The sequence below is a fragment of the Priestia sp. JNUCC 25 genome (assembly GCF_053667915.1).
Window position 1 is genome coordinate 2,831,895 of the sequence record NZ_CM132211.1, and the last position, 23,986, is coordinate 2,855,880.

The following is a 23,986-nucleotide window of genomic DNA, read 5'->3' on the forward strand; positions in this document are numbered from 1 at the left end:
CCTCACTGTTTTTTACGTCCTAAAACAAAATATAAAACGGGGCCAACTGTACTTACACATAAAATGATGAGTCCCCATAACCATTTTGGCCCGTTTGTCTCTTCTTGCTTTATGCAGCTTATCAATGCTGGAATCATTAAAAGCAATTGTAAGAATAGAATTGGAGCAATTAACAACCAATTAATGTCCTTCATTTACATCCCCCTTTTTCTTCGTGCTGGAAGCCAAATAATAAAAAACCAATAAAACAGCGTTGGCATTGGAATTTGAATCAGTCCCCATATTCCCCAAAACCATGGATGAGCGCCGCGTTTTTTTGCATTGATAAAAAGTAGAAAGCTTTGAAGAAGGAGAAATGGTGAAATAAACAGCACAAGAATCCATTTTTCATTCATTATAAAAACATCTCCTTTTTTCGTTTATAGTGAAAAACGATAAAAGAAATAGGAGCAACAATGATCCCAATTACTTCAATGGCGATAAATAAGGCAGGTATTTGTAAAATAGCAGTTGCCATTACCGTTAAAATAACAAGTGCTGTTAATGTAAATAAGCATAACTCTTTCCGGAAAGCTTTTTTCTGCTTTTGTTTTTGAATGAGAAGCTGTTCTTGAATTGCATGAAGAGAAATACGTTCATGACTTGCTAAACTCTCTAGCTGCTCCCAATCTTTTTTTAAAGAATGTAAGGACTGATTGTCATTTTCTTCTCTCATTCTTTCCACTCCTTTCTCAGTATGTTTACTCCTTTATTTACTCTTGATTTGACCGTTCCTGCTCGCATATTCAGCATATGGGCAATCTCATCGTATGTATATCCGTAATAATGTCGAAGCAAGACAGGAATTCGAAAGCGCGAATCGAGTTCATTAAAATCGGAAAACATCTCGCTCCATTCCACTCCTTTGTATTTAGCTTTCCACTGAAGCTGGTGCGATAAAGACTGCTTTATTCGCTGGAGACTGCTTTTTTCACGTTTTTGCTTCCGCAAATAATCCATGTAAAGTCTTGAAGCAATGGATATCATCCAAGTCGAAAACTTTGCTTCATTTTTGTATGAAGAAAGATTCACGTAACACTTCATCATTGCTTCCTGACACAATTCACTGCATAAGTCCTCATCTAATGTCAGCTTTAAAAGGTATTTATATAAAAATGAATGATAGCGCTGAAATAATAATGAAAAGGCATCATCATCACCTTGTAATGCTTTTTGGACAAGGATGAAATCATCTTGTTCCAAAGCGGTCACCCCTCCTTTTTGTTTCATCACCTATATGACGCTTTAGCGATTGAAATCGTTCATTTTTTATATAAAAAAAACGCCCCGCAGGACGTTTTTATTTAGTACGAAGCATTTTTAATCCTTCTTCATCTTCTTCTAATGAATAGACTTCATCGTTTTTAGCGAATAAAACACCGTGGAAGATTTGAAGATCATCATCACAGGCCTCGCAAAATTCCTTTTCGCCTTCGTTCCAAAAGCTAAAGAGCGCTAGTTCATCACTTCGCACGCTCGCGTATTTTTGATGAAATTCATAAATCATCATCGCGTAGTAGCGAAGCGCTTCTTCTTTTTTTTCAAATTCAATGGTTTCAATAATATCTTTTTCCCAGCCTTCTAAAAACAGCCAAGGTTCACAATCACTTTTTATTTTATGAACTCTCCATTTATCTGTCATGATTGAACATCTCCTTACGTACAGCTTACTTCTAAAAATTCTCTTTTCCTTATTATTCAGCAAAAATAACTTTGAATCAAGTAAAACGGAAAAAAACGCCTATTTTCAGGAAATAGACGCCAACAAGGTAGCTTAATCTGAACTTCTTTTTCATATTAATAATAGCTCCTTAAACTATAAGGAACTAAATTACCCGTATAGTACTGGGTAACGGGAGGAAAAACGCCCGCTGAAGGCGTAATTTTTCCCCACCAATATGGTTTTTTCCCCCACCAGTTGTCCATTGCTCCATCAGGTGACACGACAAATCCAATTGGACGTGCAAATGAAGGCATAAAATGCGGATAAAACGAATACTGAAAAGGCGTGTAGAAAGAAGAGTAAAATATCTCTTTCCTTAGCCGTTTCCAAAGCCGGTTTGGTCAGAACCATCCGGATCGAGCGTATTTGTATTAGAAAGTCCCGAATTTGTATTTACACAAATTCCTGTATTTGAAGAGCCCGAACCTTGTGCAGTTTTACTGTTACTTTTTGGAGAAACATAGTACGTGTCGCCAAACGTAACGACTCCTCCTGTAACGTTTGGAATCACTACATGATTAATAACAATCGGCATTATCCTCACCCTTTTTATTTTCATCGTGATGTAATATATGAACGATTTATCAAAAGGGTTATAAATTAATGGATATAAATAAAAAATCCCCCTGCAGAATGGGGTATTTTTACGCTTTTACCTCTTTTTTAGAATGACTTAATTCATCTCTTAGAATATCAAAATCTCGTTCTGCTACTTCTTCAATTTTAGTATACAATTCCTTCTCTGTTAGAAGTCCTTTTTCTTCAAGTAATTCGACAAGAGCCTTAAACTTTATTCTAGATAAAAGCATTTCGTTTACTGTGCTCTCTGTTGGCTGTTCATTTTTCACTTGTTCTTTTGCTTTAACAGGTTCTTGCTGCAGCTTCACCCTGAAAACAATATTTGTATGATCTGTAATTTCAGGTGACTGATAAAATGTGCTGTGCGAAATGTTTTTTAGTGTTAGCGTTTCTTTTGTCTCCATATTTGTTACTTCAAAATACGGATCCTCAAAAAATGCATCATATTTATCATAAGCTGCTTTGCCTACAACCGAAAAAGAAAAGTTTAGCCTTTTCAACTCTTCACCTGTATTCGCATCAGTAATCATTTTTTCTTCAAACATATCAACGTGAAAATTTACGTTATTAATCATTAGTTGTGTCAATTCAATCGCCTCCTTCTTTATTAATACGACATGGAGTGACAAGTTCCCTGTTTTTTTATATAAAAAAACATCTCCCAAAAATGGGGATGTTTTTCAAGGAGCTAGAAAAATGCTCTTTTTTAGCTCTACAATTCTTCTTCTGCTTTGTCATATTTGCGTTCGTGCGCCGTATCTTCTTCGTTATCACGAATGGTTTTTTGAAGCACAAAAGCAGACATCGTTAAGTATAATGTTCCAACGGCATAATAACCTTTTACCGGTAATGATGCATCTAAGGTATAAATTCCTATAAACATAGCTAATAGTGCTGTAATAAAAGCTGTCCATGCTAAAAATGTAAAAGCTGCTGTATTACGCTTTTTCATCGTATGACCCCCTCTTTTCCTTTTTCTGTTAAGCGTCGCTTTCATTTTACATTGTAAAATAATTGTTGTCATGGGTATTTATAGTCAGTTACCCTTTTAATCAGAACAAGAAACGGAAGAATTTAGGTCTTACATCTTATTTTTATCGTAAAGCTTTTTTCGAAATGATTAGATATATGGAATTTCTCTTTAAAAGTATGTTCATTCGTTTTCATTAAGAGAAGCTCCAGGTAATTATTGCAATAAAAAAATCATCGCCGAGACGATGATTTTTTGTTTAGCCTTCAAAGTATTCTTTATAAAAGCCGCCGACTTGGCCAGTGTTATCAACAACAAAATAAAACTCTTCTGTTTCGTTTTTCACATCATATGTTTTTCCTGCTGTTAAGACATTTTCAACCACGAATTTTTTTGCATCTGTATGTATGCATTTTACTTGTTTAATTGTTGGACGATCGTTCCATTCTAAATGAATCATGTATGTACACTCCTTTGTTTTCATTCAAGATTCATTTTATCTTACTTGAAGTAAAAAAGAAACGGAGCGAATTTAAAAATTAAAAAATTCGCTCATGCACTTTTTTTTTGGCAACTGTTGCTTGTACAAACTGTGCTGTTTGTGCAACAATTGTGTCTTTATCAAAATCCATCGACGCAACATGGTAAGAGTTTCGAAGCATGTGCTGTCTTTTTTCTGCTGATTGAATATGGTTTAAGATATAAGCTGAATTCTCAGGCGGTACTACGTTATCAACTGTTGATGTTAGTACTAAAGCCGGGCACGTTACATAAGATAAGCGTTCTTTCGTTTCATCCATTAAAGAAAGCAGCTCACGCATAGAACGCACTGGTACTTTATCATACGTAATTTCATGTACGTTTGGATCTTTAATATCAGGATGCTCTTCTTTTAAATAACGAGGCGTATGACGAGAACGATAAGGCTCCATTGAAGGAATGGACGTCATAGCCGGATTGATTGCAATAACTCCGTCAAGATCTAGTCCTTGACTCGCTGTATGAAAGGTAAGAGTGCCTCCCATGGACTGACCTAAGATAAATACATGACGGCATTCTTGCTTCAAACGCTGATACCCATTTAAAAAGTCTTGCTTCCATTCCTGGTACGTTGTTTGTTCAATATCATAGTAGTGAGTACCATGTCCCGTTAGTCGCAAACCGTACACAGTAAAACCTTTTTCAGCTAATTCTTTTCCGATATATTCCATACTTTGAGGAGTCCCCATAAATCCATGAGAAACAAGTATACCAATGTCGTTGCCTTTATAATAAAAAGATTCTGCGCCTTGAATTACGTCATAACGTTCCATTTTCTTCACCCTTTATCACAAATTTTCTGACTAAATGAACTATCTTTATAATACACCTATAATTCCTATAAGTCAACTGGGGTATTTAATTTTTTACGATTCAAAAAGAACGAAGCAAGAATTATCTCTTGCTTCGTTCTTTTTGAATATGTGGAAATACTAGCTCAGCAAACGTATATGCTTCTTCTAGATGCGGGTAGCCTGATAAAATAAATGTATCTATTCCTAGCTCTTTGTACTCTTTTAAACGATCCGCTACAATTTCAGGACTTCCAACAAGAGCAGTTCCAGCACCTTCTCGTGCTAAGCCAATTCCCGCCCATAGATTCGGAGCAATCTCCAGTGCCCCTCGATCTTTTGTGCCGCTGTGCAAACTTGACTGTGTTTTTTGGGCAATGGAGTCAAATGACGCAAACTTATCTTGAAACGCTTTGATCGTATCATCATCAACATGTTTAATTAATTTATCTGCAGATTCCCACGCTTCGTCTTCCGATTCTCTTACAATAACGTGCAGGCGAATACCAAAGCGAATGTCCCTACCTTCGTTTGCAGCTTTTTCTTTCATCTCATCAATTTTTGTTTTAATCACTGCGGGCGGTTCTCCCCATAACAAATATACATCTGCATGCTTTGCTCCTACTTCTTTTCCTGCTGGAGAAGACCCGCCAAAGTACAGCGGAGGATACGGTTTTTGGACAGGAGGCGATGGAATGTACGCGCCTGTTACATCAACATGTTCTCCTTTGTAGTCGACTTTTTTTCCTTCCATTACATCTCGCCAAATCGTTAAAAATTCATCTGTTAACTCATAGCGTTTATCGTGGCTTAAATAGTTACCGTACGTTGCTTGCTCCACGGGATCTCCTCCCGTCACAATATTTAACATAAGTCGGCCGTTTGACATTTGATCGAATGTCGAAGCCATCCGTGCTGAAAGTGTTGGCGACATTACACCCGGGCGAAGTGCAATTAAAAACTTCAGTCGATTCGTAACGGAAGCAAGTGCCGACGCAATCACCCATGAATCTTCACAATTTGAACCAGTAGGCAACAAAGCGCCGTCATATCCTAGATAATCCAGTCCATGTGCGATTTGCTTTAAGTAGTGAATGTCGCTTGTTCTGCTTCCTTCGGTTGTGCCTAGATAATGTCCGTCGCCTGCTGTAGGGAAAAACCATAAGATGTTCATTTCTATTTCCTCCTAAATATTCTCGTATTCTATATAAAGCGTTTTCATGTTGTTTGTTCAATTCTTGTCCGCTAATTACAGAGATGCATTTTTATATTAGCGTATGTAATACTACTCTTTTTATTTATTAAATTAGTAAAATCATAATACCTCTTTAACCTATATGTCAAGTATGAATTAGGATAAAAAAACAAGAATTAAAAGTAATTCTTGTTTGCTCTATTTCCTCATACGTGAAGCCATCGCGTTAGCAAGGGTTGATTTTATTGATATATTTTCAAACGATAAACCTAAATGAGAAGCGGTAATTGCGATTTCAGGACGTACCCCAGAGATAGTTGATTCTACACCTATTAATTTTAATGCATCAATCAGCTGGAAAATCTGATGAGCAACCATCGTATCAACAATAACTACTCCTGAAATATCAATATAAAGGTGATTCACTTGCTGTTCAGCGCAGCGAGTTAACGTATTTTCTAAAATTCGGCGCGCTCTTGCTGTGTCGATGTCCCCAACAAGCGGAAGAATCGCAATATGATCGCTTAGTGGAATAACTGGCGAACTCAGCTCATTAATCAGTTCTTTGTGTGCTTCAAGCAACCGCTTTGAATGCTGATGGTGCTCTTCTACAAATTTATAAACGGTGATATCAAACACGCGTACAATCAATTCGTTCCATTCATCTAGTTCTTCTTGCGTAATATCTTGCTCGCACTCTTCTACAAATTGATTTAAATACGTTAAATACTGTTTTCTAACTCGGAAAAATTCTCGAATAATATAATGAATAGGTGTTCTTACATGCTCTCCGTCTTCCGCAATCTTTAAAATCCACGTTTCAAATGAATCAAAAAATTCTTTTTCATTTTTTATAAATACATCGGCTATGTATAAATGAAATTCATTATTTTGATCTTTTAATACTGAAATGACTTCCGGATGAGTAGATGCATAAACCGATTCTGGGTCATTGTCTTCAATGCTTTCATACCATTCTTCCGTCAGTTGATCTGCATGTTTTAAAAAAAACATTCGAAGTGCTTCATTTTTATTCAAAACGATTCCCCTTTCCATACGAGCTACTACTATCATTATAATTTAACTTTTTCACCCTTACTAGTTTTATAAAAAGAGAAGAAAGAAAATTATTTTTTAAAATACGTGTAGTTTATGATTTTATGCTACATTGAAAATAGCTATAAAAACACAAAGGAGTTTTTAAATGATACGAACGTTAGCTCTTAAGAACGATGACAAACTTGTGAAACATATACAATTAGATCAGATTCACGACCCCTCTATTCAGTACTATTGGATTGACTTTAACTGCCCTTCTGAAGAAGAAGCGCTGCTGCTTCAATCATCCTTTCACTTTCATCCGTTAGCGATTGAAGATTGCTTTCATTTTCTGCAGCGTCCAAAACTCGATTATTATGAAGGATACAGTTTTTTTGTCCTTCATTCGTTAAATCGTCAAACGTTAGAAGCTGAGGAAGTTGACCTTTTTATCGGCGAAAATTATATGGTTACTTTTCATTTTCACCCGTCAGCTGCAATTGATAAAGTATGGGAAAAGCTGCTTCATACACCTTCGATTCAAGAAAAAGGGATAAGCTATCTTGCGTATTCTGTGATGGATAAAGTGGTAGATGAATATTTCCCCACTGTATATCAGATTGAAGATGAGCTGAATGATATAGAAAACATAGATGCAAAAAAATCCATCTCTGTTTTAATGGAAGATGTATTCAAACTTCGAAGTGATTTGCTGAAAATCAGAAGAACCATTTTGCCTATGCGCGATTTATTGTACCGTGTTATAAATTCTGAACGCTTAGATGTTCATCCTGAACAAAAAAGGTATTTTAAAGATGTCTATGACCACTTATTAAAATTAGCCGATATGATTGAATCAAATCGGGAAATGACGTCTGATATGCGCGATAATTATCTTTCTCTTAATTCAAACCGGATGAATTCAATCATGATGACACTGACTGTTATTTCATCTATCTTTATTCCCCTTACCTTTATCGTTGGCGTATACGGAATGAATTTTGAAAATATGCCTGAGCTAAAGTGGCACTATGGCTATTTCTTTGTGCTTGGCTTCATGGGACTGATAACGCTTGGATTAATTCTATGGTTCAAGCGAAAAGGCTGGTTTAATACTGATAAAGAGTAGAAAGGTTGAGACATAACGAAATTAATCCAATGTAAAGACGAACAAATTGGGTAAGTGAGCTAGTGCTGTCAATTTCCGCGCAAGACTTCGTTTTCCGCGGGCGGCCGATGAGCCTCCTTGTTGCTTACGCTCCTGAGGGGTCTCACCTGTTCCGCTTTGCCCGCAGGAGTCTTCGCCTTGCCCTCCAATTAACAGCTATTACATACGGTAAATCTACGTTCACCATCATAATGAAAAAATCCGAACGAGTTGAATTCTCCGTTAAGAATCTCGATTGATTGTTTGGATCTTCCTTCAACGAAAATACGTCTGTCCCAGCTTCTTTTCTACGAGAAGATAACTAGTTATTTCCCGAAAATATCCATAAAATAACGTGCTTACGTTTCCTTTTTCTAAAAAGTTTCATAAGATAGTGAAAATAATGCTCAAAAAGGAGGCTGAAGTAGTGGATATTAAAGGCAAACACTTGCTAATGGATGCGTTCGAATGCGATGAAGTGATATTAAACGACCCCTCACTTTTAAGAAGAATTCTTGTTGAAGCTGCACTAGATGCAGAGATGGAAGTTTTGCACTGTTATTTTCACCAGTTTACGCCCCAAGGCATTACAGGCATTCTCGTATTAGCTACCTCTCACTTGTCTATTCATACGTGGCCGGAGGAAAACTACGCTTCATTAGATTTTTATACGTGCGGAGACAAAGAAATAATTGAAATTGGTTATGCGTTACTCAAGCAATTAGCTTCAAAAAAAGCTGTTGTGTATTCGATTTCTCGCGGAATTCAACACGCCGAAACTCCAACAAAAAATCGTCAGCATGCTGAAAGCACTCGTCTTCTCAATCGTGGAGATGACTCAGATCACGTTAGTCTAAAGCAACTCTTATCAGGCCAGCATGACATTTTGTTTCATCAAAAAAACCGTATTCAAGATATTCAGCTGATTAAAGCATCTGATATTCGAATGTATTTGGATGAACAGCTGCAATTTAGTTCATTGGATGAACATGCGTACCATGAAGCTCTTGTCCACCCTATCTTTGCAGCTTCCTTACGTCCTCACCGCATTCTTATTCTAGGGGGTGGAGATGGTTTAGCTTTACGAGAAGTCCTTAAATATAAAGAAGTTAAAGAAATAGACCTTGTGGAAATAGATGCTGACGTTGTAAATGCTGCGATGAATGTAGAAGAATTAAAGAAGTTAAATCAACGCTCATTTGAAGATTCTCGTGTCACCGTTCATATTCAAGATGCTGTTGACTACCTCTCTTTGAATTCAGCGTGTTATGACATCATCATTATTGACTTTCCTGATCCTACCAACAAAAAAATAAGTGCTCTTTATACAAAAGAATTTTACGCACTTCTCCAACGTTCACTATCGCGCAGCGGCTTGGTCGTATGTCAGTCAAATTCTCCTAGAGACACACCTATCGTTTTTTGGAGCATTAATAAGACGATGAAAGCTTCTCAGTTTTATACGTTGAGCTACCACACCATTATTCCTTCTTTTGGAGATTGGGGTTTTCACATCGGCTCGAAAACACCTTTGTCTGCCCCTATACTCTCTACTGATATTTTATATACTACGCTGCCATCAGACTTTACTAAGTTAATGCGTTTTTCTCCCCATTCTCTTTCTAAAAAACAGTTTGCAGTTGTGAACTCTGCTGAGCACTTGGTTCTGCATAAAATATTTAAAAAAGAAGGCTTATATTTGTAAAAAAGAAAGCTTGGCTTATACATTCCTTTTCTTTTGACATACTAAAACAGTCTCGTCACCACTGTGCAACAGAAAGGATTGTTATGAGAAAAATTTCGGTTTTTGTTATCTTAGTGCTAACTGTTATTTTCCCTTCCCCCGCTTTTAGCCAAGTGAAAGTGCCTGTCCTGATTTACCATTCTATTGATGCCTACACAGGCCATGGGGAAAAAGAACTGTATGTGACGCCTGAAAATTTTGAGAAACAACTTCTTTATCTTAAAAAGCAAGGATATACGCCGCTAACATTTGAAAAATGGCAGGAACTAAAGCGTGTGAAAAAACCTATATTTATTACATTTGACGATGGATATAAAAATAATCTTACTATCTTGCCTATTTTTCAAAGAGCAGCCAGCCCTCAATTTCATCCAGCGGCTACAATTTTTGTGATTTCAGATTTTATCGGCCGTCCCAACCGTTTGTCGCCAGCCGATTTAAAAAAATTTGTTGATTCAGGATTTTTTTCTATTCAGTCTCATACCGCTACTCATCCGGATTTAACTAAGACGAAAAATTTATCCTATGAGCTAGCTGATTCAAAACGAAAAATTGAAGCCATTACGAGCCAGCCCGTTATTGCTGTTGCTTACCCCTATGGAAAGGTCAATAGCCGCGTAGTGGAAGAAACAAAAAAAAATTATACATTTGGTCTTTCAACCATTCCAAAATTTTTTACTGAAAGCGGACAAAAGAATGAAAACTATCTTATTCCTCGTCTGTACGTCACGTATTCTACAACGATTGAAGATTTTGCTAAGCTATTAAAAGAAAGCTAAAAACCCTTTCCTTAAAAGGAAAGGGTTTTTAGAATTTTGTTATTTCCAGTCCTCGCTCTTGCTGCCATTCAGCATAAAAAACTTCGCTGTATTTTTTAATTTTCTTGATTGCAAGCTGTTTTTTTAACCATTTTTCATCTACGTTTGCTTCTTTCAAATTACCAGGCACTACTTTTCCATCCATGATTAAAGCAATAGGTAAATTGGTTTGAGAATAAGGGATGTTTAAATCATTTTTCGTTGGAGGGCCGAATTCGTGTTTAGGAGCGACGCTCACCTCTCCATTTGTTTCTAAAATGACGTATTCTGCTTCATACAGTGAAAAATACCCTTGCTGTCTCATTAGATGCTGAAGCTGATTCAAGTCCAAGTTGTTTTTCTTAAGCTCTTTATAAAGGATTTTCCCTTTATAAATAATCATTGAAGGCTTTCCTTCAAGAATTCCTCTAAACCCTGTAAAGGTTTGAGATAGCTTTGTCACTGTGTAGATCAGAAGCCCCCAAATCAAAACGCTATAAAGAATTTCAGTTAACTCTACTCCTTTTTCAAGAGCTGCATCCCCCACAATATTTCCCAGGACAAGCGTTGTAATAAAGTCAAACGGAGTGATTTGAGCAAACTGTGTCTTACCTAAAAGCTTCAGCATAATAAATAGCGCTAAAAATCCACATATCAGTTCAATCGCAATATCTTTATACATTGATACCCTTCCTCTATAGCAAGCATGTTATAGTATCAGTTTGTATCATATGTGAGAGTGATAAACCTGACTTTTGATTTTTCTTTTCTTCGTTCTCCAGTTATAGAACTTTTGATTAAACTTTTTTCTTATTTGCATAGGTTTCTAACGTTGCATATTGATTAAAAATGGATGCGGCTGCTTTTTTCCCTACATATCTAAGGTGCCATGGTTCGTATTTATAGCCGGTAACCTGCTCGTCACCTTCAGGGTATCGAATAATGAATCCGTATTGATAGGCATTTTTTGAAAGCCAATGAGCTTCTGGTGTATCAGCGAAGCAGTCTGCTGCAGCACACATTCCACTTCCTCCCGTGACATCGATTGCTAGTCCCGTTTCATGTTCACTTGTTCCAGGGTAGGCGCTATAGGTGCGTGCTTGTTCTTCACCGTCTCGCTTTGCATAAAATGCAAAAAGCTCTTTTTGACGCTCGTGAGATCGATAACCAGATACACCAAGTAAGCTGATTCCCTCTTTTTCAGCATCTCGGAAAAGTTCTTCAAGCGCTTGTGCCGCAGGCTTTCTAAGCATTCGTTTTTCTATTTTTTCGTTGAAGATAAACGGAACGTCGGCATAGACTAAATCAGAAGGCTGATAGGATTCAGGAAGCTGATGCTTTTTATTAACTAAAGCCGTAACCGATTCTGGATTGGCTATTACCACTGTTTCGTCTACATTAGATTTCGTTAAAGATGAAGAAGCTGATGAGCTTTCTAGTTTTTGAGCCTGTCCATTTTTTGTGAATTCTCTGGCAGGCTTTGATGAAGAATTGCTTGTTCCGCACCCTGCTATCATCAGCGTAAAAGCTAAAGAACAAATAAATAAAAAGTATTTCATGATGTCTTACTCCTTTCAAACGGCTTTTGATGCGCTACAAAAGCCTATAAAGAAAGGATAAAATATAAATGTTTCTGTCTGTTATTCAGTTGTTTCAAACTTGTAAACACTCTTAAAAAAATTTAAGGTGTAAAAAATAGAAATGAGGCTGAGACATAACGAAATGAACCCAACCCACAGACGAACAATCTGGATACACGATCTGGACTGCTTGCTCGAACGCTGTTGCTTTCCGTGCAAGGCTTCGCTTTCCGCGGGCGGCCGATGAGCCTCCTCGTCGCTTTCGCTCCTGCGGGGTCTCATCTGTTCCGCTGTTCCCGCAGGAGTCTTCGCCTTGCCCTCCAACCAACAGCTAGAAACACCTGCGTTCACCATGATTATAAAAAAACACGAACTATTTATCCATTTTTGATAGATAGTTCGTGTTTCACTTTAATGAAACTACTTTTGTCTCAGCCTCATTTTAAAAAGATAATATACGTATGAACTTGATTTTGCGTAAAGCTCGATGCAACTAGTTTATTTCCTGATTGACTCCAATCAAGCTGATCAGCGGCATAGTCTAAATTTACGTTTAGGTGTGTAACATCTCCTGTTAATCCATCTGCTATGAATATCCCTTTATCTCCCTCTTTTTCAGAAATAAAGTTATAAGCTAATTTCGAGCCGTCGGGAGACCAGCTTACACCAAAAATTTGAGTGGACAGAGCAAGCTGAAAGGCCTCTGATCCTTTTAAATCTGTGATAGACAGCGTTCTCGTTTGGGCATCTTTTTGCTGAACGAGCGCTAATTGTTTTCCGTTTGGAGACGGGATAATAGAAACCACATTATCTCGGATTTTTTCAGGGTCCGTCTGTTCGTTATGAAGAAAAAAAAGCTGGTTGTTTACACCAATATAATAAATGCCACCTATTCCTTTAACTGCATCTAAGATTCGATCGTCTCTGTGCAACAGAGGTTCTACTTCTCCTTTTACATTTGCTTTAGAAAGCTTTCCTTCCATTGTAATAAACATTACTTCTGAATTATTAAGCCACTCTCCGCTTGATGGATAGAGAAGAACATTCTTTATTTTAACCGTTTTTTTTGTTTGAAGGTTCATTATATAACCAAATGTATCTTCACCTTTTGCTACTTTATAAAAAAGATATTCACCATTCGGAGAAAGCTTTGCCGCATGTTGAATTTCATTGCTTGGATGCAACACAAAAGTAGACTTGTTTTTTAGATTATAAGTGGCTAGATTCTGTGCATATACCTCTTTGGGACCGAAATCGTGCGAACGAAATTGTTTATTTTCTTTACTAACAATCATTGTGTTTTCGTTTAAAAATTGAAACGCCCTTACGCCGTTAATATCCTGAACGTCTTTCACTTCTACTTTTCCATCTTTATCTACTTGGTCCAATACAGTAATTTTCTTGTCGGGTTTTTCAACGGTTTCTCTATGGCTTTCTTCTTGTCCGCATGATGTTAAAATAAGAAAAGTGCTTGCTATACATATCATTAATCTATACCGTTTCAATAACGGTTCACTCCTTTTAGCTAACTCATTTCTCTGTTTTCAAAGGAAACGACACTTTGAAAATCGTCCATTTAGAATCAGAATGATGCAGCTTGATAACGCCTTTTTGCTTTTCAGTTAAATCTTTGGCTAATGCTAAGCCAAGGCCTGTACCTCCGGATAAACGCGACCGATCTTTATTTACGGTGAAAAATGGTTGAAATAATTTTTCTTCTGCTTCGGGTGGAATCCCTATCCCGGTGTTAGCTACATCTACAATAATAGAATTCTCTAAAGTATAAGACGTTACTTCCACTTTTCCGCCTGGTTCATTATATTTAATAGCATTGTCAATTAAATTGATAAAAATGTGTATTAAGCTTTCACGATCAGCCCAAACAACTGCTTGTTTTATATTTGTATGAAGAGTCAAATCAAATTTAGCTGCTTTTCCTTTCATACGATCGCATATGTCTTCTAGAAGCCGCTTCAATTCAACTTGCTCTGGCCGCTGCTCGAAATCATATTTCTCAAGCGCTGAAAGTTTTAAGATTTTATCTACCATTTCATGAAGGCGATTCGTTTCTTTACGAATATTTTGCACGCCGTCTTCCATAAGCTGAGGATCATCTGGATACATATCAAGTAAGTCAACATAAGCTTTGATCGATGTTAAAGGCGTCTTAAATTCGTGGCTGATGTTACCGATAAACTGCTTTTGCTGCTGTTCAAGAGACTGCAGTTTCGAAATAGCGAACTCAAGCTTTCTTTTTTCTTCATTCATTTGATCGATATTTTTTTCAATCGACGTACTCATAAAAAACAAGCCTTGACTGAGCTCCCCGAGTTCATCGCGCCGTTTGAACGGCAGGTCGGTTAAATAACGACCTTTTCGAATCTGCTGTGAAGTTTTTTGAAGGCTAGCAATAAGCGAAGCAATACGGTAAAAATAAGCATAGCCAATTAAAAAAGCTGCTGCTGCTGCAATCGTTCCCCAAGTACGAAATAGGTGTCTAATGTCAGCTATAAACTGCTGATTATTTTTTAGGGAATGGTCAAAACGAATGGCTCCAATAAATTGATTATCGATTGACACAGGTGCAAAGTAAATAAGGGAAGAACCCGAGATTTGATAAGCTATTTTTCCTTTCAAAGCATAGCTAAGCGTGTCAGAAACATCCACATCTTTTTGGCCGATGGGAATAGAGCTTCCTGCTTCCTGTCCTTTTTGATTATATAGGACTGTTTGCATTCCGCTTTGTGATGCAATCGAAGAGGCAAGACGCTGTCCTTTTTGCTGAAGAAAAGAATCTGTATTCAGAGACGTGTCACCGGTTACATAACTTTGACGAATCGTTTGCTCGGCTGCTTTGCTTTTTTGAATAAGTTCACTTTCTAGCTGATCACGCTGATTTGTCTCAATTCCTTTTAACACAAGTACGCTCAGTACGGTTACTGTTAAAATAATTAAAAAAGCAAGAACGAGTCCCATTTTAGCTTTTAGGCTGATTTTCATTCATTGATCCCTGCTGTCGCTTTATATCCAACGCCATATACCGTTTGAAGCAAATAAGGTTCTGCTTCTCCTACTTTTTTTCGAAGGCGCTGCATGTGAATGTCTACCGTACGTGTACCGCCTGCATAATCCATTCCCCAGACAAGATCTAGTAAATCTTCTCGTGTGTACACTCTCTCTAAATTAGCAAGTAATAAAGCAATAAGATCAAACTCCTTTGGTGTAAGCTTTACTAAATCATTGGCAACATGTAACGTGCGCTGAATTAAGTTCACCTTCACTTTTCCTACCGTGATTTCTCCCACAGCTTCAGGAGCTTCATTTTTTTCCATTCGCCGAACAAGTGCTTTAGCTCTAGCTACAAGTTCTCTTACATCAAACGGCTTGGTCATATAATCATCTGCGCCTAACTCTAAACCTAGAACTTTATCGACGATGTCATTTTTAACCGTTAACAAGATAATCCCCATTCCTCTTCGATTCTCAAGTTTTCGGCATACTTCATAGCCGGTTAATTTCGGCATCATCACATCTAATATCATCACGTCAGGTTGAAAGCTTGTTACTTTTTCAAGCGCTTCTTCACCGTCAGATGCTGTGTCTACAATATATCCTTCGCGCTTGAAAGCATAGGATATGGCTGTAGCAATACTTTTTTCATCATCAACTACTAAAATCCTTTTATTCAATGTATCACGTACTTTCATTTGATATTTCTATTCGTCTATCTTATCAAACAGCTTTCCCAAAAACATCTCCAAGTTGTTTCGAAATTGTAAACAAAAATAAAAACACCATATAAGATGGCGTTTTTTTAGATCTAATATTCATTTGTAAAAGGAAGGATTTTATGCGTATTCAAATATTGATGAAGCAGATCTATACGCTGCTCGCTGCTAATAAAACCAATGTATCCGTCCGGTCTAATAACGTATAGAGCATCTTTTTGAAGCCCTGCTTTCTTCAAGTAAGGGTTCCAAGAAAACTCGTGCAAGGAGAAGCCTCTTTCTTGCATGCTCTTTTTTAGCTTCTCTGCTGCTGTTCCATAGACATGTATTTGCCAGTTTAATGACTGTAAATATTCAAAATTCCCTTCTACATAAGGTAACCGATCACCACTTTGCACCTTTGTCCCTTGCCCGCTGCTTAGGTTACTATTTCGATACTTAATGCGGATTTGAGATAAAATCGTAAATGCTTTGTGACGGGAATAAGGGAAACGAAATAAAAAGGATAGTACAGGCGGAAAGATATGCTTTCTAAAAAATTGACTCGTTTTATCTCGTGCCACCATTCGCTTAAAAGCGCGATCAGTTGTATTTACAAGCAGCTCTGCAAAAGGCAGCCTTTCTTCTTCGTATGTATCTAATATGGAAAGTGCCGCTTTGTGTTGAAGGACAGCTGCTAATTTCCATGAAAGGTTGATTGCATCTCCAATTCCTGTGTTCATTCCTTGTCCGCCTGCAGGACTATGAATATGGGCTGCATCTCCACTTAGAAAAGTACGCCCCTGTCGGAAACGGCTTGCTACTCTGTGATGGATATGATATGTCGAGAACCAATTTATACCCTCAACCTGAGCACCAAATGTTTGTTGAAGAAAAGCGTGAATGTTTTCAGCTTTTACATCGTTTTGATCCCCAAAAGCTGAAGGAATAATGCCGATCATTCGATACGTTCCTTTACTTCTAACAGGCATACAAATCAAAAATTCTTCATTGCTAAATGAAATACTGATTTTTTGATTCTTCATCATTTCACCAGAGCCTTCAACATCCATCACATAAAAATGCTGTTTATATTTTTCTCCTTTAAATTCTATCTTCATTTGTTTCCGAACTGTACTGTGTGCTCCGTCACATCCACAAATATACTTAAAATAAGCGGTTTCCTCTTGCTGGGCTTTTAATAAAGTTTTTACCCCTTCTCCGTGTTCAGCTAGAGATAGTAACTCCGTCTTCCATTCTACTTCAATCCCAAGGTTTTTTAATTTTTCAAGTAGAAACCGCTCGTGGTCGTCCTGTGGAAATGTAAGAACAAAAGGAAAAGGACTTAATCCTTCTCCTAAAGATCCTAGATGAACTTTTGCTTTTATTTTATTCTTTACTCGGACGTATACATCTTCCATCTTAATCCCGTGGTCTATGACTTCATCTACAAAACCGAACTGCTGATAAAATTCAAGGGTTCGCGGTAAAATAGCCATTGCCCGGGAGGCTTGCCCAGGCCCGTCGCTTCTATCAATAATTCGAAAAGGAATGTTATGTCTGGCTAAATTGTAGGCCATAACGAGGCCAGTAGGGCCGGCACCAACGATTAGGATTTGTGGATTCATCATCATCTCTCCTTTTCATTCAGTTACAGTATCTTTTATATTGAGTGAGACTTCTCTTTTTTTACAGAAGATGCAGGTAAAGCAGAAGCAAACACAGCACATAAACTTATTAAAGAGATAAGAGCTAGAGCAGATACAGAATGATTCCATGTCAGATGTTCTCCAAAGAAAAATAGTTCTCGTACGCCATCTACCATAAACCTCATTGGTAGCCATGGATCAATCCACTCTCTATAAAAATCAGGCATAATCTCTGGGGCCATTGAAAGCAAAGGTGCGCCAAAAAATAGAATAATAACGAAAATCGGAAGTCCCTTTAGTCCTAGCCATGAAAGTACGGCTGATATCAGAGTGAAAAAACTGAAGTAAGCAATAGCTAAGAATAGTGCTGTATCTAAAAATGAAGGAACAGTAATTCCAACCATTTCAGCCAGCCACGCTAGCCCGAAACCTGCAGCTAAAGCAAGTATACCCCCGATGATTACGAACCCTACTTGGTTAACGATTTTCTCTTTACGAGAAGAAAACGTGATTTTTTTGATAGTGAGAAATACAACTGCTGCCCCTGCTATACTCGCCATCCACAGCGGCTGAAATAATGAAACGGGGGCATTTCCGTTGACACTATGAGTCCCTGTTTCGTTTACGTTTATAACTGTTTTTTGAATCGGTGCAGCGAGTGCTAATGCTTGGTTTGCACTTAGTTGCGTTCCGTTTTGTTCAAATCTTTTTACTATCTGCAAGCGCATATTTTCATTCATCTTATCAACTGCTCCGTTTAGCACCTGACTTGCTATTGTTGAAGCAGCTGTATTCATTCCTTGATTCACTAATAATCTAATAGCGGGTGCATTCGGCTGAGCCGTCTGAAGAGTCGCCTGTTTTTTGGTAAAATCTTTTGGAATGATAAGCGCCCCATAGTATTTTTGATTATTTAATCCTTTTTCAACTTCTTTAGTAGTTGATACAAAAATCCATTTAACCGAAGACTGTTCAGTGCTTGAACTCTTCATATTTTGTTTTATTTGATCTCCTATATTTACCTTACCCTTTGCTGGAACTGTCATTCCTTCGTCGGCATTTACGAATGCGATTGGCAAATTCTTAGGTGCTTGGTTTACTGAAGGAATTAACGTTAGGATAAAAATGAAAATAACTGCTACCACTGTAATTGGTGAAAAGTATATACATTTTTGGTGAACTAATTTCATATAAACGTCCCCTTTTCATTTTAAAGATATGGACTTTGACGAAAGAAAAAAATAATGTACATGCTGTTGATTAGTGATCACTATGTAAATTATAATAAATTCACCTGCATTCTCAATATGCAATAATCGTAAGAATGTTGCTTACTTAACACAAAGCATATAACTGTTCATTATTAAAGAAAAAAAGTAGGTGTTTAAAAACTGTGGGTAATTCAAAAACAGATCGCCGAATTATTCGAACGAAAAGATTCATTCGAGATGCTTTAACAGAATTGATGGAAGAGAAAGGGTTTGAAGGAGTAACGGTCAGAGATCTGACAAAAAAAGCGGATATTAATCGTGGAACCTTTTATTTACACTACCAAGACAAATACGATTTACTTGAAAAAAGCGAAAATGAAGTTATTCAAGAGATACAAGAATTTATCAAGAAAGCAAATCCCAATGAGATTGTGTCTGCTAATTTGCAAGAACAGCCTTTACCGTTTATCATCGCACTTTTTGAGTATATTCAAGAAAATGCGCGTTTTATGCAGGTTATGCTTGGTCCAAAAGGGAATCCTGGATTTTATCTTAAAATTAAAGAAGTCATGAAAACCAATATGCTAGAAAAATTAAAGCTCATTGATAATAAAATATCTCCGCTTGTTCCACTTGAATATTTAATGTCTTACGTAACGTCAGCGCATCTTGGAGTCATTCAGCACTGGTTAGAACAAGATATGAAGCAGTCACCGCGAGAAATGGCCCTGACACTCGCTAGCATGACTTTTCTAGGTCCTGCTTATATTGCAGGCATTAAACGAACATAAAAAGAACCTGCTATTCTCTAAGAAAATAGCAGGTTCTTTTTATTAACCTTCTAGTAATAAAGATTCTGGATCTTCTAATAGTTCTTTAACAGTAGCTAGGAAGCTTACGGCTTCTTTGCCGTCAACGATACGGTGATCGTAAGAAAGTGCAATGTACATCATCGGACGATTTTCGATACGCTCTTCATCAATTGCTACCGGACGAAGCTGAACTTTGTGCATTCCTAAAATACCAACTTGAGGTCCGTTTAAAATTGGTGTAGACATTAATGAACCGAATACGCCGCCGTTTGTAATTGTGAACGTTCCACCTTGTAAATCTTTTAATGATAATTTGTTGTCGCGCGCTTTTTTCGCTAAATCAACGATAGATCCTTCGATACCAGCGAATGTTTTGCGGTCAGCATCACGTACAACTGGAACAACAAGACCGTCTGGAGCTGACACAGCAATACCGATATCATAGAATTTTTTAATTAATAACTCGTTTCCTTGAATTTCAGCATTTAATAATGGATACTTTTTAAGTGCTGCTACTACTGCTTTTGTAAAGAATGACATAAAGCCAAGTCTTACGTCGTGCTGTTCAAAGAATTTGTCTTTGCGTCGTTTGCGAAGAGCCATAACAGCAGTCATGTCTACTTCGTTAAACGTTGTTAGCATAGCCGCTGTTTGCTGAACTTCAACAAGACGTTTGGCAATTGTTTGACGACGACGTGACATACGTTCGCGTTCAACAGGTTTGTCGCTATTTTCACTTGCCGCTGGAGACGGAGATACCGGGTTAGCTGGCTTACTTGCTTGTGCCTGCTGCTTTTGCTCATTTGATTTTTGGTCTGCATACGAATCAATATCATGTTTGCGCACACGGCCAAGAGGATCAGTAGTTGGCACTTGATCTAGCTTAATCCCGCGTTCTCTTGCTGCTTTACGAGCTGCAGGAGAAGCAATTAGCCATTGTTTTTGATTTCCTTGCTGAGGCGCTTCAGCTGCTGGCGCTACTTCTTCAACAGTTTTTTGCTGAGCTGGAGCCGCTTCTTGCTTTGGTGCTTCCTCTGCTGGTTTTTCTTCAGCTTTTGGTGCTGCTGGTGCTGAAGCTCCTTCTTTCGCTTCAAGACGTGCAATTGTTTCACCAACTTGCACTGTGTCGCCTTCGCCAGCAAGAAGTTCCGTTAATACACCAGAGTCTTCAGCTGTAATTTCAACGTTAACTTTATCTGTTTCAAGTTCAACGATATAATCGCCTTTTTCAACGAAATCTCCTACTTGTTTTAGCCACTGTGCAACTGTTCCTTCAGAAATTGATTCTGCTAATTCCGGTACTTTAATCTCTCCCATGGTTCATTCCCCTTCCTTATCGTGTAACAACGTCGTTAGCAATTTCATTTTTAGTTAATGCATCTTGTAAAATACGTTCTTGTTCTTGTCTGTGAACTGTTGGATCTCCTTCAGCTGGACTTGAGCGTCTTGTGCGGCCGATGTAGTCAACCGTAGCTCCTTCTGGTGCTACTTCACGCAGTCGATCTTCTACATAGTTCCATGCGCCCATGTTTTCCGGCTCTTCTTGTAACCAGACAATCTCTTTTAAATTTTTATAGCGAGCAAAGATTTCAGCAATTACGCGTCTTGGGAACGGATAAATTTGTTCTAGACGAAGGACGTGTAGCCAATCTTTATCATCTTCTGCTTTGTTTAAGCGTTCCGTTAATTCACTGCTGATTTTTCCGCTGCACAGAACGATTCGTTCAACTGCATCTTCTTTTTTGCCTAATCCAGGCTGTTCTACTACTAAGCGGAAAGAGCCTTTTGTAAACTCTTCAAGGTTTGACACACTAAAAGCATTACGAAGCAAACTTTTTGGTGTCATAACTACTAGCGGTCTTACTTCTTCGCGCTGTAAAATGGCAGCTTGTCGTCGAAGTAAGTGGAAATATTGTGCAGCGCTTGTTACGTTTGCGATTGTCCAGTTGTTTTCTCCAGCTAGCTGTAAATAACGTTCTAGACGAGCGCTTGAGTGTTCTGGCCCTTGACCTTCATGGCCGTGTGGCAGCAATAAAACCATTCCAGATTTTTGTCCCCACTTAGCACGGCCTGCTGCAATAAACTGGTCAATAATAACTTGGCCTGCATTGGCAAAATCACCGAACTGTGCTTCCCAAAGAACGAGCGTTTCAGGAGCAAATACATTATAGCCGTATTCAAATCCAAGCACGGATCCTTCAGATAATGGACTGTTACGAATATCAAAGGAAGCGCTTACGTTCTTCATTGCGTGTAGTGGTGAGTAAACATCCCCTGTCTTATGATCATGAAGAACAAGATGTCTATGTGCAAACGTACCACGTTCAGAGTCCTGGCCTGTAATACGAATTGGCGTGCCGTCTCTTAAAATCGTAGCAAATGCAAATGCTTCACCCAATGACCAATCTACGCTTTCATTTTCTTCAAACGCTTTGGCACGTTTAGATAAGATGCGATCAAGTTTTGGAAATACGTTAAATCCTTCAGGGTATTTCACTAGCTCTTGATTTACTTCAAACAGCTCTTCTTTTGTAACAGATGTATCAATATCTGAAATTCCTTTGAAGACTGCTTGTGGCATTTCCATGATTCTATGTTGCTTTTCAGCTTTTGGCGGTACTTTCTCATAAGCTGCTTTTAACTTCGCTTGTAACTCTTCATTAATTTGATCTGCTTGGCCGCTTTGAATCACGTTTTGTTCTTCAAGCTGCTTTGCATACATAGCACGAACGGTTGGACGTTTTGTCACAATTTCATACATCTTCGGCTGCGTTACAGACGGTTCATCCATTTCATTGTGGCCAAATCGACGGTATCCAATTAAATCAATCAAGAAATCTTTGTTAAAGCGTCTGCGATACTCATAAGCAAAGTAAGCAGCAGCTAAACAGGCTTCCGGATCATCCGCATTTACGTGAACAATTGGAATTTCAAACCCTTTTGCTAAGTCACTTGCATATTTCGTTGAACGAGAATCGACGCTTTCTGTTGTAAATCCAATCATGTTGTTAGCAATAATGTGGATTGTTCCACCTGTTTGATAACCAGTCAATTGATTTAAGTTCAGCGTTTCTTGTACAATACCTTCACCAGGGAACGCAGCATCTCCGTGAATTAAAATCGCGAACGATTTTTTTACATCTTGTTTTGGGTATCCATTCACATCACGCTCATCTTGAGCCGCTCTTGTAAACCCTTCCACAACCGGATTAACAAACTCCAAGTGACTCGGGTTGCTAGCCAATGTCAAACGAGCTCGAACTGTGTTCTCTGCTTTAATTTGTTTGTCGGCACCCAGGTGATATTTTACGTCTCCCGTCCAGCCGTAGTTGATACCGATTGAACCTTCTGAAGGAACTAATTCCTTGTTAGGTGCATGCTGGAATTCTGCAAAAATCATTTCATACGGCTTGCCTAATACGTGTGCCAATACATTTAAGCGTCCACGATGAGCCATACCGATATTAACCGTTTTTGGGCTTGTTTCCACTGAGCGTGCAATCAGTTCATCTACAAGTGGAATTAACATATCTACGCCTTCAATAGAAAAGCGTTTTTGTCCGACAAATGTACGGTGTAAAAATTGTTCAAAGCCTTCTACTTCTGTTAAACGCTTTAATATAGAAGTTCTTTTCTCATTTGAAAGAGGTTGGAAAATAGCACCTGACTCGACCATATCAGTCAGCCACTTATTCTCTTCCATATTATGTACGTGATGGAATTCAAACGCAATGGTTTTTGTGTAGACATCTGTTAAATAGTTAATTGCGTCTAAACCATTTTTGACGTGTGATGGCGCATTTGTACATAAAATGTCAACCGGAATTGATTTTAAATCTTCTTGCGTTAAATTGTAATCTTCCAAATGAAGCAAGACAGGATCTTTCTTCTCGCTTTCAAGAGGCTTAATTGATGCGTATAGATGACCATAAGCACGGATGTTTTCCGCTAGCTTAATAGCCGATGCAATTTTAGATGTGTTAGCTGAAGGTGCAGCCTGTGCGTATTCAGCTTGCTGAACTTGCTCACTTTCGTTTAATGGAGGAGCACCCCAATAATCAAATAATTCTTTTAACTCTGGATCTACTAGATCTGACTGCTCTTCATATAACTCATACTGTTCTAATACATAGCCATAGTTCGGACCCAAAAATCCTTGCCAAGGCTCCCCTCTATTCGACGTTTCGTTACCCATGATAAAACCCCCAACGAGTTATAATAATTGTCGTACTCAACAATCTTTCCATTTTGAATGTCGATTACCTTATCGTCTGACATCTTTACAACGAGTGATAAATCTCACTGCGTGTGTATCTGATATCTGCTTATATTTTACCACTCTTTTACTCGTCAATCAAAATGAAATCGCTATATTTCTTTAATTTTTTTTACTTTTTTAATAGTCTTACTACTTTTTGAAAGCGTTTTATAAGTAAAGCTGATTAAAGGTCGAATCAGGTGTTA

26 protein-coding genes are annotated in these 23,986 nt (G+C 38.0%); 4 read left to right on the forward strand and 22 right to left on the reverse strand.

Annotated features, from left to right (window positions below; genetic code table 11):
• Positions 1 to 2: 2 nt before the first annotated feature.
• The 12 genes from JNUCC25_RS14445 to JNUCC25_RS14500 all read right to left on the reverse strand — a co-directional run bounded on the left by JNUCC25_RS14445 (position 3) and on the right by JNUCC25_RS14500 (position 6,911).
• The gene (locus JNUCC25_RS14445) at positions 3 to 194 is read right to left on the reverse strand and encodes a PLD nuclease N-terminal domain-containing protein (RefSeq protein WP_013057569.1); all 192 of its coding nucleotides are present in this window, start codon (positions 192 to 194) and stop codon (positions 3 to 5) included.
• The gene (locus tag JNUCC25_RS14450) at positions 195 to 395 is read right to left on the reverse strand and encodes a hypothetical protein (RefSeq protein WP_013057570.1); all 201 of its coding nucleotides are present in this window, start codon (positions 393 to 395) and stop codon (positions 195 to 197) included. It lies immediately after the preceding gene.
• Positions 395 to 715 carry a YxlC family protein gene (locus tag JNUCC25_RS14455; protein ID WP_013057571.1) on the reverse strand — a complete coding sequence of 107 codons (321 nt, stop codon included), beginning with the start codon at positions 713 to 715 and terminating at the stop codon, positions 395 to 397. The genes JNUCC25_RS14450 and JNUCC25_RS14455 overlap by 1 nt, the downstream gene beginning before the upstream one ends.
• Positions 712 to 1,242, reverse strand: a complete 531-nt coding sequence (gene sigY, locus JNUCC25_RS14460; RefSeq protein ID WP_013057572.1) for an RNA polymerase sigma factor SigY — start codon at positions 1,240 to 1,242, stop codon at positions 712 to 714. The genes JNUCC25_RS14455 and sigY overlap by 4 nt, the downstream gene beginning before the upstream one ends.
• Before the next feature lie 97 nt (positions 1,243 to 1,339).
• Positions 1,340 to 1,681: a DUF1033 family protein gene (locus JNUCC25_RS14465; protein WP_013057574.1), complete on the reverse strand. Its 342-nt coding sequence runs from the start codon at positions 1,679 to 1,681 to the stop codon at positions 1,340 to 1,342.
• A gap of 397 nt (positions 1,682 to 2,078) precedes the next feature.
• Complete coding sequence (locus JNUCC25_RS14470) at positions 2,079 to 2,297, reverse strand: spore germination protein (RefSeq protein ID WP_013057575.1); 219 nt, start codon at positions 2,295 to 2,297, stop codon at positions 2,079 to 2,081.
• Between the two features lie 109 nt (positions 2,298 to 2,406).
• Positions 2,407 to 2,928 (reverse strand): hypothetical protein, encoded by a 522-nt coding sequence (locus JNUCC25_RS14475; RefSeq protein ID WP_057273417.1) that lies wholly within the window; start codon positions 2,926 to 2,928, stop codon positions 2,407 to 2,409.
• A 125-nt stretch (positions 2,929 to 3,053) separates the two neighbouring features.
• On the reverse strand, positions 3,054 to 3,293 hold the full coding sequence (locus JNUCC25_RS14480) for a YiaA/YiaB family inner membrane protein (RefSeq protein WP_013057577.1): 240 nt from the start codon (positions 3,291 to 3,293) through the stop codon (positions 3,054 to 3,056).
• A gap of 277 nt (positions 3,294 to 3,570) precedes the next feature.
• Complete coding sequence (locus JNUCC25_RS14485) at positions 3,571 to 3,771, reverse strand: DUF6501 family protein (protein ID WP_013057578.1); 201 nt, start codon at positions 3,769 to 3,771, stop codon at positions 3,571 to 3,573.
• 79 nt (positions 3,772 to 3,850) lie between these two features.
• Positions 3,851 to 4,624: an alpha/beta hydrolase gene (locus JNUCC25_RS14490; RefSeq protein WP_013057579.1), complete on the reverse strand. Its 774-nt coding sequence runs from the start codon at positions 4,622 to 4,624 to the stop codon at positions 3,851 to 3,853.
• A 121-nt stretch (positions 4,625 to 4,745) separates the two neighbouring features.
• The gene (gene ssuD / locus JNUCC25_RS14495; RefSeq protein WP_013057580.1) at positions 4,746 to 5,816 is read right to left on the reverse strand and encodes an FMNH2-dependent alkanesulfonate monooxygenase; all 1,071 of its coding nucleotides are present in this window, start codon (positions 5,814 to 5,816) and stop codon (positions 4,746 to 4,748) included.
• A gap of 219 nt (positions 5,817 to 6,035) precedes the next feature.
• Positions 6,036 to 6,911, reverse strand: a complete 876-nt coding sequence (locus tag JNUCC25_RS14500; protein WP_454222032.1) for an STAS domain-containing protein — start codon at positions 6,909 to 6,911, stop codon at positions 6,036 to 6,038.
• 130 nt (positions 6,912 to 7,041) lie between these two features.
• On the opposite strand from JNUCC25_RS14500, the gene corA reads away from it, so the two are divergent.
• The 3 genes from corA (at position 7,042) to JNUCC25_RS14515 (ending at position 10,545) form a co-directional block, all read left to right on the forward strand.
• Positions 7,042 to 8,004, forward strand: coding sequence for a magnesium/cobalt transporter CorA (gene corA / locus JNUCC25_RS14505; RefSeq protein WP_013057582.1), 963 nt, complete (start codon positions 7,042 to 7,044; stop codon positions 8,002 to 8,004).
• A 445-nt stretch (positions 8,005 to 8,449) separates the two neighbouring features.
• Positions 8,450 to 9,727, forward strand: a complete 1,278-nt coding sequence (locus JNUCC25_RS14510) for a polyamine aminopropyltransferase (RefSeq protein ID WP_057273431.1) — start codon at positions 8,450 to 8,452, stop codon at positions 9,725 to 9,727.
• An 83-nt stretch (positions 9,728 to 9,810) separates the two neighbouring features.
• Positions 9,811 to 10,545, forward strand: a complete 735-nt coding sequence (locus JNUCC25_RS14515; protein ID WP_029322475.1) for a polysaccharide deacetylase family protein — start codon at positions 9,811 to 9,813, stop codon at positions 10,543 to 10,545.
• 28 nt (positions 10,546 to 10,573) lie between these two features.
• Here JNUCC25_RS14515 and JNUCC25_RS14520 read toward each other — a convergent pair whose 3' ends face one another.
• The 8 genes from JNUCC25_RS14520 to JNUCC25_RS14555 form a co-directional block, all read right to left on the reverse strand.
• Positions 10,574 to 11,245 (reverse strand): DUF421 domain-containing protein, encoded by a 672-nt coding sequence (locus JNUCC25_RS14520; RefSeq protein WP_029322477.1) that lies wholly within the window; start codon positions 11,243 to 11,245, stop codon positions 10,574 to 10,576.
• Between the two features lie 115 nt (positions 11,246 to 11,360).
• Positions 11,361 to 12,122, reverse strand: a complete 762-nt coding sequence (locus JNUCC25_RS14525; protein WP_029322479.1) for a M15 family metallopeptidase — start codon at positions 12,120 to 12,122, stop codon at positions 11,361 to 11,363.
• A gap of 112 nt (positions 12,123 to 12,234) precedes the next feature.
• Positions 12,235 to 12,471, reverse strand: coding sequence for a hypothetical protein (locus JNUCC25_RS14530; RefSeq protein ID WP_064471808.1), 237 nt, complete (start codon positions 12,469 to 12,471; stop codon positions 12,235 to 12,237).
• Positions 12,472 to 12,580: 109 nt separating this feature from the next.
• Positions 12,581 to 13,648 (reverse strand): TolB family protein, encoded by a 1,068-nt coding sequence (locus JNUCC25_RS14535; RefSeq protein ID WP_454222035.1) that lies wholly within the window; start codon positions 13,646 to 13,648, stop codon positions 12,581 to 12,583.
• 25 nt (positions 13,649 to 13,673) lie between these two features.
• Positions 13,674 to 15,143, reverse strand: a complete 1,470-nt coding sequence (locus JNUCC25_RS14540; protein ID WP_078081929.1) for a sensor histidine kinase — start codon at positions 15,141 to 15,143, stop codon at positions 13,674 to 13,676.
• A complete protein-coding gene (locus tag JNUCC25_RS14545) occupies positions 15,140 to 15,832 on the reverse strand; it encodes a response regulator transcription factor (RefSeq protein WP_454223284.1) in 693 nt (230 codons plus the stop codon). Before JNUCC25_RS14545 ends, JNUCC25_RS14540 begins: the two co-directional genes overlap by 4 nt.
• 131 nt (positions 15,833 to 15,963) lie before the next feature.
• Entirely contained in the window at positions 15,964 to 17,478 is a 1,515-nt protein-coding gene (locus JNUCC25_RS14550; protein WP_029322490.1) for an FAD-dependent monooxygenase, read from the reverse strand.
• Between the two features lie 35 nt (positions 17,479 to 17,513).
• Positions 17,514 to 18,689, reverse strand: a complete 1,176-nt coding sequence (locus tag JNUCC25_RS14555; RefSeq protein ID WP_454222038.1) for an ABC transporter permease — start codon at positions 18,687 to 18,689, stop codon at positions 17,514 to 17,516.
• A gap of 203 nt (positions 18,690 to 18,892) precedes the next feature.
• Here JNUCC25_RS14555 and JNUCC25_RS14560 point away from each other — a divergent pair, with 203 nt between their 5' ends.
• Entirely contained in the window at positions 18,893 to 19,501 is a 609-nt protein-coding gene (locus JNUCC25_RS14560; protein ID WP_013057592.1) for a TetR/AcrR family transcriptional regulator, read from the forward strand.
• Between the two features lie 42 nt (positions 19,502 to 19,543).
• Here JNUCC25_RS14560 and odhB read toward each other — a convergent pair whose 3' ends face one another.
• Both odhB and sucA read right to left on the reverse strand, forming a co-directional pair.
• Positions 19,544 to 20,839 carry a 2-oxoglutarate dehydrogenase complex dihydrolipoyllysine-residue succinyltransferase gene (gene odhB / locus JNUCC25_RS14565; RefSeq protein ID WP_029322499.1) on the reverse strand — a complete coding sequence of 432 codons (1,296 nt, stop codon included), beginning with the start codon at positions 20,837 to 20,839 and terminating at the stop codon, positions 19,544 to 19,546.
• Positions 20,840 to 20,855: 16 nt separating this feature from the next.
• Complete coding sequence (gene sucA / locus JNUCC25_RS14570; protein ID WP_029322500.1) at positions 20,856 to 23,717, reverse strand: 2-oxoglutarate dehydrogenase E1 component; 2,862 nt, start codon at positions 23,715 to 23,717, stop codon at positions 20,856 to 20,858.
• Positions 23,718 to 23,986 lie beyond the last annotated feature (269 nt).